Genomic DNA, 8,745 nt, shown 5'->3' on the forward strand with positions numbered 1-8,745 from the left:
ACCAGACCCGGGGCGATTCACTACGCGTGGTCCGGAGGTCACCTTGTGGCTACGCAACGCGGTCAGGAAGCCGCGGATGAAGGAACGCAGCTCATCGGTCTCCGCGACGAGAGTCGGGCCAGTGTCGCCGACATCGTCGAGGTAGCGTTGCAGCCACTTCAGCCCGTCCAGTCGAGTCTTCAGGGTGCTCCAACAGTGGCGTTCGGTCTCCAGGCACACCGAGAGCCACCACTTCGCGGCCTCCCGGAGCCAGTCACTGGAGAGGTGACTGAAGTTGGCGATGCTCCGCCCGTTGGGCTCGTGGTCGCGTTGTGGGACGCGGGCATCGAGTTGGGGGTTCCAAACGTTCAGCCGCCACCAGTCGCCGCGGTCGTAGGGGTAGACCAGCACATCTTGGAGTCGGCGGATGGTGTGTAGCGCGTTACCGTCGTTGCCGCGCCCCAGCTGCGCGCCGCGCAGACGCGCGCGGTGTGCCTGCCTCAGCCACTCCTCAGGGGTCAGCTGGAGCAAAGATTGCGCCGAGCGCGCTGGAGCACCACCGGGACCGGTGGCCGTCCGCAATACCCGGGTGGCTGCGTTGAAGCCGTTTGGGTGGATCCGTCGTCCGAGTTCGACCTCACGATGAAGCAGCCATGCCAGCTCCCAGGTCATCGGTTCGGGCAGGCCGCGCATGCTCAGCGCGATCGTGGTCCACGGCCCACCGGCGTTGGCCTCCGACACCGCCGCGCGGTACTGCGTGGGCATCGTGGTCTTGTCGAAATGGTCGCGCCGACATTCTTCCGGCAGGATCTCCCAGAGGCTGGCGGCGATGTCGATGTCGAACATCTCCGAGACCGGCAGGCGGGGGTCTCGCCGGTCCAGCCGCTTCGCAGCGTATCCGTTGCGCTGGGTCCCGTTCGGCTGCTCAGTCATTCGCTCTCGGCTCCCATCCCTGCACCACCTGGCGCCAGTTCGCCAGCGCGGCGAGCTCGGCATCGTCGGTGACATGGCCGTAGGTGTTGGTGGTCGTCTGCACGTCTCGGTGTCCCAGGCGTCGGCTCACCACATGCAGCGGCGTGCCCGCCAGCAGCAAGGCCGTTGCATGGGTATGGCGGAACCAGTGCGGGGTCATCGCCGACGGCAGTTCGGGGACAAGGCGCTTCATCCGGTCCAAATGCGCATAGATGCTCTCCGGGCGCAGCGGGGCGAACAGCGGCTCGCGAATCGTGTTGCAGAAGATGTAGGCGCCGTCCCAGTTCTCGATGACGGCGTCGCCGCCCCGGTCGCACAGCCACCACACGTAGTCGCCGTAGAGCCGGTCCAGCCGGCTGCCGACGAACACGCGTCGGGCGCCGCTCTTGACCCGCACGCCGTGCGGATGGTGTCGAGGCACGATGTGAACCGAGGCGGTGTCGCCCCGACCCGTAGCCCAGTCCCGGTGCTGCAGCGACAGCGCCTCCCCGATCCGCATCCCCGTCTCCGCCAGCAGCGTCCACAACAGCCGATAGCGCAGATCGCCGGACCACTCACCGCTGTCGGAGTCGAACTGCGCCTCGGCCGCGAGCAGGGCTTCGACACTGACCGGCTCCAGCACCGTCACCTCCCGGGGCCGCACACGCACCCGGACCTGGGAGCGACGGCGAGGCTGGCGTCGTGCCACGTGCTCCAAAAATGGCAGGTAACGACCCGGGCGACCGTTGACCTGGTCATAGAGGAACGAGGCCGCCGGCACCCCCATCGCCGCATGGAACCGGTAGAAGCTCATCACCGGCCGCAGCCGCGCCGCGACCGTCGCATCCGATATCGCCTGTACGGGTCTCAGCGCGACGGTCGCGGAGCCCACCTCGCCCGCTCGCAGCGCCTGCAGGAACGAACCGAAGTCCGTCAACCGAACCGCGTCCCAGGAGCGGCCACGGCGTGCCAGGTGCGTCGACCACAGCGCCAGGCTCCTCGCGTAGGAGCGCACCGTGTTGGGCGAGTAGTCCGACTGCCGGGCGAAGTCCAGGTACGCCTCGACCGGCTCGATCACGCGGCCGTCGTCACCGACAACCGTCCACGTCAGGCCATCTTGGAACGTCACTCGCTGCGTCGATGCCACCTCGACCCTCCTCGGTCGACAACAGCATAGAGGCGAACACCGACATACAGTCCCACAAGCGGCCATCAGACTGTGCCTGATAACACCGCCGCCGACAGGGCGGCCGCTACACTCAACGTGGTGTCCCCGACATCATCGGCAGCCCTGTCGGCGTACCAGATAACACGTCGTCGCCCTCTCCGACGCCTGGCAGACCGGCGCCTTCGCCTGGGACGAGACCACCCGCGCCGCCTTCGCGAACGACCCGCTGAACCTGCTGGCCGTCGAGTCGAGCCTGAACCGGCAGAAGAGCGACAGCGACGCGGCCAGCTGGCTGCCGCCGAAGAAGGACTACCGCTGCGAGTACGTCGGTCGCCAGATCGCGGTGAAGGACAAGTACGACCTGTGGGTCAAGCCCGCCGAAGCCGACGCCATGGAAGGCGTGCTCGCCGACTGCGACGGCTTCGCCGCGATCGCCGACGACGACACTCTGCTGTGGCCCGCAGCCGGGGAGGGCGACGTGATCGCCACTCAGGAAGAGCCCGCCCCGGCGCCCTCTCCGGAACCGGAGCCCGCACCGGCACCGGCACCGGCGCCCAAGCCCACCAAGTCGACGACTCCGAGCAGCAGTTCCGGCTCGAGCTCGGGCTCACGCAGCGGGTCGAGCTCGGAAGGGTCGGACTCCTCCTCGGGCGGCTCGGTGTACTACAAGAACTGCGACGCCGCCCGCGCCGCAGGGGCCGCGCCCGTGCACTCCGGAGACCCGGGGTACGCCAAGCACCTGGACCGCGACGGGGACGGCGTGGGCTGCGAGTAGCTCCCTCTGAGGGTGCTCAGACCACCACGTACAGCAGGGCCGCAACGGCGAAAGCCATGAGCGAGATGACCGACGTGAACACCGTCCAGAGCCGGAGGTTGGTCGCGGTGTCCAGCTGCAGCAGGCCGCCGACGAGCCAGAACCCGGAATCGTTGACGTGGGAGGCGAAGAAGGAGCCAGCACCCATTGCGACGATCACCAGGCCGAGCTGCGCCGGGCTCGCCGCGGAAGCGATCATGGCGGGGCCGAGCAGGCCTGCGGTGGTGGTGATGGCGACGGTGGCCGACCCTTGGGCGACGCGAAGCGCCACCGAGATCAGGTAGGCGCTGGCGATCAGCGGCAGTCCGGCGGAGTCGAGAACAGTTGCGAGCGCGTCGCCGATGCCGGTCTCGCGCAGCACGCCGCCGAACATTCCGCCCGCACCTGCGACCATGATGATCGATGCGACGGGCATGAAGCCCTTGTCGACGATGCGGGTGAGGTTGTCCCAGGGGACGCGTCGGGCGTAGCCGAGCACGAGGAGCGATGCCAGCACCGCAATGACCAGGGCGATCGGGGTCTCTCCGAGGAAGCGCACGATCTGGGCCCACAAGGCGCTCTCGGCGATGACCCCGCTGCTTTGCAGAGTCGAGGTGATGGTGTTTCCGGCGATCAGCACGATCGGCAGGAGCAGCAGGCCGATCACGGCACCGAACGAAGGCGCCTTGCCGGGCAGCTCGCGCTCGCTGGGATCCTGGGTGCCGAGAATGGTGGGGACCTCGATGTTGAACCGGCGAGCCATGAAGAGGGCGAAGCGGTATCCCGCGAGGTACCAGACGGGAATGGCGACGACGGCACCCATCAGGAACACCATGCCCAGGTTCACGCCGGCGACAGACGCAGCTGCGACCGGGCCCGGGTGGGGAGGCATCAGGCCGTGCATTACCTGGAAGGCGCCAGCGGCCGGAAGCGCGTAGAGGAGCACCGGGCCGTTGAGGCGTCGTGCGACGTTGAAGATGATCGGGAACATGACCAGCAGACCCGCGTCGAAGAAGATCGGGAAGCCGAACAGCAAAGACGCGACTGAGAGAGCCAACGGTGCCCGCTTCTTCCCGAAGACGCGCAGCATCGTCTCGGCCAGCACCTCGGCTCCGCCGGATTGCTCGAGCAGCCGCCCGAATATCGCTCCAAAGCCGATGATGATCGCGAGCTTCCCGACGGTGCCGGAGAAAGAGTCGATCAGCAGGTCAAGCAGCCCGGACATCTGGGTCCCGGCGGCCAGGGCGGTCCCGGCCGAGACCACGATCAGCGAAATCGTCGCGTTGAGCTTGAGGTAGATGATCAGGAACAGCAGGACCGCGATGGATCCTGCGCCGATCAGAAGCAGTGCAGTGGGGGACATGATCCGTGACTTTCGTGGGGAAGAGACGCGATGGCCGGTGATGAGCCGGGGGCCGGAGACATCGACTATGACTGTCCTGCCCTGCGCCCGGTCAGCCGATGAACGGCATGGCTGAGGGGACGCCCGTGCCTGCACACCGTAGAAGGCGAACGACACTATGTCAATACAAAGTTTCTGGCGTGCCGCGAAACGTGCCGAAGGGACCGACGCCTTGAGCGTGTGGGAAGCCTGAGAGGAGCGTTTCCGGAAAACCCGGATGACGAGGGGTTATTCCGCTCGTCCTGATAGGTCTCATGCAGTATGGCGGGGTCGTGAGGTGGTCTGTCGGTCCGCTGCGAGAGCGTTCTCCGGCCACGCGACTCGAGTCGCGTGGCCCAATGTCCGGATGTGAGGTGCGGTCCGAGGCGCGATGTCTCAGCTGAAGCGGTCGGCAGCGCGGATCATCACAGCCTGGGCGCCCAGATGCGCGAGCAGTGGGGTGGAAGTGCAGCTCCCTGGGGCCAGACGCTGCTGTGAACACGACGATCGGGCCCCGGTTGTCACCGTGAAGGACTATGCGCCGCACCGACTGGTTCATAGAACCGGTCGTGGACCATCCGTGCGCCGCGATTGAACGGAACACCCGGGCCACGGCCCCGGGTCCCAGTGCATCGATCGAAGCAGGCGGGAAACGCGCAGCGTTCCGCGCTGTGGGATGCGTGTCGTTGTGCACGACTCGGGGACGGTCCGCTCAGCGTCGGCGCAGCACCACCACGGCGTCCAGATGCTCGCCGTGCTCGCCATTGGGACCGGTGGCCGGGCGGCGGCGATCCTCGGCGACCTCCGTCGCCCAGTCCTCGGCGGGAAGGGCAAGCTGCTCCACCTGTTCGCTCGCGCCGACCATGTCCCCTCGGTGATCGTCGGCCCAGGAAGGCGGCGCCGCGTGGGAGATGACCACCAGGTGCCCGCCTTCGCGGAGTGCGCTGGCGGCCCGTCGCAGGATCGCTCGCCGATCCAGTTCGACGTCGGACTGGAAAAAGAACGCGGTGACCAGGTCTGTTGAGGCGGGTTCCGGCTGCCAGGCGCTGAGGTCCGCCGCGGTGAAGGTCGCGCCGTGCAGACCGCGTGCGGCGGCTTCGGTCCGGGCGCGGCCGACGGCGGTCTCCGAGATGTCGAGGCCTGTCGCCTGCCAGCCGTGCTCGGCCAGCCACAGCACGTCCCCGCCCTCCCCGCAGCCGAGGTCGATCGAGGTGCCGGGAGCGAAGCCGCCGACCACCACGGCGAGGGTGGCATTGACTCGCCCGGACCAGACGCGGTCATCGCCGGCGTAGCGCTGCTCCCAGTGCTCGGCGGGGGAGAGACCGGGCTCGGCAGGGGCGTGGTCGTGCGCGGTGGAGTGCTGGTGCTGGTGCTGGTGGGTCATGGGCAGAGCCTGGCAGATGCGCGGGGGCCGGGAGGGTGTGTGCGCGAAAGGCCGCCGCAGGGCGACGAGCCGTGCGCGCCGCGCATAGGTGGTCAGGCATAGTGCGGTGACGATCACCCGAGGGCTCGATGCGGGGCGCCCGACGCCGCCGGGACGGCGACAGGCTGGCGGGCTTCGGACCTGGATACTCGGAGCTGGAAATATTGCCAGTGGTCATCCGCACGACGGCGGACGGGCGCCCCACGGGAGTTCAGATGATGTTCGAGTCGCGATGTGCTGCGGCCTCGGCGACGATCTCCTCGCTCCACTCGTCTTCGGTAACCATCCGAGCGAGCTCCCAGCGCTGATGGACCGGGCACTTCTGGAAACGTCGGGTGCCCAATCGGATGGATTTGAAGGACACGAAGGGGAGCCACACGGTCTCGTAGTAGGCGCCCTTGCTGCATTGCACGATCGTTCCGTCGAGTTCCATCTCAGCAGGCTACTCCGGGCGTGCGGGCACAATATTCGCGGTCCCACCCTGGACACGGCGAAGACCGTGGCGTGCGTCGGGTCTACTGCGTCGTCCTAGGCCGCTGCCCGCGCCTCGAGGTACAGCTCGACCGGCGCCTGGCGGTCAAGCTTCCACACGATCTGCATCGGCTTAGACCCCTCACAGCTCTGGAACTGCGCGGTGCCCAAGCAGGTGTACGGCTCGGTGCCGATGTCGCCGGTCTTTGCGCGCCGCACAAAGAGCACCACGTGTGACCCCTGCTCGCGATGCTGCTGATAGCGCAACCCAGTAGGGCTTGAGGTGCTGGTGGTGCTCTGCGATTCCCAGTGGAAGAGCTCCTGGTTAATGGCGTAGTCGTGATACAGCGTCGTCGGCGAATAATCAGCTTCAGACTTCTTGAGCGTCACGAGCAGAGCATCGGTCCTCAGCGACGGGATCCACTTAACGCCCTCACGAATCGCTCCGGGCGCACCAGGATCGAGCGTTCCAAGGCCCAGGCCAGCGAGCAGCTCCTCGCGTGAGTACTGCGCGTGCGATCGAAGCGGAGAAATCCGGAGCGCGCCGGGGAGTGGCTGGGGGAGTGTGCGGATTTCTGTTTCGCGGTAGTCGAGGATTTGGGTCACCTCTTTCACGAGTTCCGGCAGGCTCCGCAGACGGTCCAGCCCTGCCCGGATTCCGCCGCTGTTCCCGGCTGGCCAAAAGGTGAAGTAGAGCATCGCCGCGGTGAGATCCACCTCGAGATCCCCGGGGAGCGCATGAGCAGTGAGGAGCTCCCGGTATCGATCGATGCGGTGCTGGTCGTCGACATGCGCCAGGTTGGCGACTTTCTTGAAAAGGGGAGTGACCTCGGGGTCCGCGACGCGTACGGCGTCCGACGGGAAGGCCCAATCCACCAGCGCCTTCCACGAGGCCGGTTGCTTCTCGCCCTGGAATGCGCGATCGCTTGAGCCGTATACGTCGGCAAGGCTCCGCTCCGCATCGTGGAGGTACGAGCCGAGCGCGTATCGACTCGGCGAGGTCTCTTCAGGCAGATGCTGTCGGACGTCGGCCACCAGATCTTTCGTGGACAGACGCAGCTGCTGCCTCACGTTGCGCAGCACGATCTCCTCGGCGACCTCGTCGAAGACGATCTGTGAGCCGGGCGGAAGGAAGGGGAACTTATTGCGGATGCTCTTCTCGAGCCGGTTGCGCGACAAGCCCGTCAGCGCTCGGTACTTCAGATCGAAGCGGAAGTTCTCGTGTTGGAGGCCCACGAAGTCGAGCACCGTGAGCACCGCCTTGCCCTCGGTGCGGCGTAGTCCGCGTCCCAGTTGCTGCAGGAAGATCGTCGCTGATTGGGTAGGGCGCAGCATGAGGACCGTGTCGATCATGGGTATGTCGAGGCCCTCGTTGAAAATGTCGACCGCGAAGATGCAAGCGATCTCGCCGTCGCGGAGACGCTGCAGACCCTCGCGCCGTTCCCCACTGCGCGACTCTCCGGAAAGGGCGAGCGAGGGGATGCCGGCAGCATTGAAGACGTCCGCCATGTAGTGGGCATGGACGACGCTTACACAGAAGCCGAGGGCTTTCATCCTGGTGGGGTCAGTGATCTTGTCAGCGACGGTCTGCAGCACAATGCGGGCGCGTGCGTCGTTGCCTGTGTACACCGCCGAAAGTTGCTCGAGGTCGTAACGCCCCCGCGTGAAGCGGATTCCCTGGAGGTCGCAGCCGTCGGCGGTTCCGAAGTAGTGGAAGGGCACGAGGAGATCGGCCTTGAGCGCGTCCCACAACCGGAGTTCGCTCGCTGAACGGCCGTCGAAGTAGTAGTTGGCGACGTTGACGCCATCGGCTCGCTCGGGCGTCGCTGTCAGACCGAGGAGCTCACGCGGCGCGAAATGGTCGAGTAGCCGCCGGTACGTCGTCGCTTCGGCGTGATGGAACTCGTCGACGACGACAATGTCGAAGTGGTCCGGGGCCCATCGCTCGAGTTCGGCCTCCCGTGAGATGGACTGTACGGACGCGAAGACATGCCGCCCGCGGGTGGGGCGCGCCCCGTCGACGAAGAGCTCTCCGAAGGCGCCGTCCTTGAGGACCTCGCGATAGGTCCGTAGAGCCTGCTCCAGGATCTCTTTCCGGTGGGCGATAAAGAGAAGACTCGGCTGCGGCCCGCCCGCAGCGAGACGCTTGTAGTCCAACGCTGCGATTACCGTTTTCCCGGTGCCCGTCGCGGCGATGAGCAGATTGCGCTGCCGATCGTGCGTTTCCCGCTCGGACTGCAGGTCATCGAGCATGATCTGCTGATGAGGGTAGGGGCGGACATCGAGGAGACTGACGTTCACCTCACCGTCGCTGCGTCGTGCTCCATTTTTCGCGAGCATCTGGTCGAGATACTCGGCATCGGTATCCGGGTCGTATGGCGCAAAGGCCGGATCGTCCCAGTAGGTCGCGAACGTTGAGGAGAACTTGTCGAGCAGAGTCGGCGTCGCATGCTTCGACAGCCGAACGTTCCACTCAAGGCCATCCACCAACGCCGCACGGCTCATGTTGGAGCTGCCCACGTAGGCAGTAGGGAAGTCGCTCTTCCGGTGGAACATCCACGGCGATGTCAAGGCGTCGA

At 66.4% G+C, this 8,745-nt stretch carries 7 protein-coding genes and 1 pseudogene; 2 read left to right on the forward strand and 6 right to left on the reverse strand.

The window, feature by feature from the left end:
* Both CIK71_RS16665 and CIK71_RS16670 read right to left on the reverse strand, forming a co-directional pair.
* On the reverse strand, window positions 1-912 hold a 912-nt coding region (locus CIK71_RS16665), incomplete at its 3' end, for a hypothetical protein (RefSeq protein WP_141393743.1).
* Window positions 905-2,077 (reverse strand): tyrosine-type recombinase/integrase, encoded by a 1,173-nt coding sequence (locus tag CIK71_RS16670; protein WP_176485686.1) that lies wholly within the window; start codon window positions 2,075-2,077, stop codon window positions 905-907. The genes CIK71_RS16670 and CIK71_RS16665, both read right to left, overlap by 8 nt.
* Before the next feature lie 223 nt (window positions 2,078-2,300).
* On the opposite strand from CIK71_RS16670, the pseudogene CIK71_RS18260 reads away from it, so the two are divergent.
* A pseudogene (locus CIK71_RS18260) lies at window positions 2,301-2,432 on the forward strand (GmrSD restriction endonuclease domain-containing protein); the annotation flags it as partial.
* Window positions 2,433-2,441: 9 nt separating this feature from the next.
* A complete protein-coding gene (locus CIK71_RS18205) occupies window positions 2,442-2,873 on the forward strand; it encodes an excalibur calcium-binding domain-containing protein (protein ID WP_420807336.1) in 432 nt (143 codons plus the stop codon).
* Window positions 2,874-2,889: 16 nt separating this feature from the next.
* Here CIK71_RS18205 and CIK71_RS16680 read toward each other — a convergent pair whose 3' ends face one another.
* From CIK71_RS16680 to CIK71_RS16695, 4 genes are all read right to left on the reverse strand, one after another.
* Window positions 2,890-4,254 (reverse strand): GntP family permease, encoded by a 1,365-nt coding sequence (locus CIK71_RS16680; RefSeq protein WP_096166808.1) that lies wholly within the window; start codon window positions 4,252-4,254, stop codon window positions 2,890-2,892.
* A 730-nt stretch (window positions 4,255-4,984) separates the two neighbouring features.
* Window positions 4,985-5,656 (reverse strand): class I SAM-dependent methyltransferase, encoded by a 672-nt coding sequence (locus tag CIK71_RS16685; RefSeq protein WP_096166811.1) that lies wholly within the window; start codon window positions 5,654-5,656, stop codon window positions 4,985-4,987.
* 250 nt (window positions 5,657-5,906) lie between these two features.
* Complete coding sequence (locus CIK71_RS16690) at window positions 5,907-6,128, reverse strand: hypothetical protein (protein ID WP_096166809.1); 222 nt, start codon at window positions 6,126-6,128, stop codon at window positions 5,907-5,909.
* Window positions 6,129-6,223: 95 nt separating this feature from the next.
* Window positions 6,224-8,745: DUF3427 domain-containing protein (locus tag CIK71_RS16695; protein ID WP_141393744.1), on the reverse strand; the 2,522-nt coding region annotated here is incomplete at its 5' end.

Source organism: Brachybacterium alimentarium (assembly GCF_002332425.1).
Lineage (GTDB): Bacteria > Actinomycetota > Actinomycetes > Actinomycetales > Dermabacteraceae > Brachybacterium > Brachybacterium alimentarium.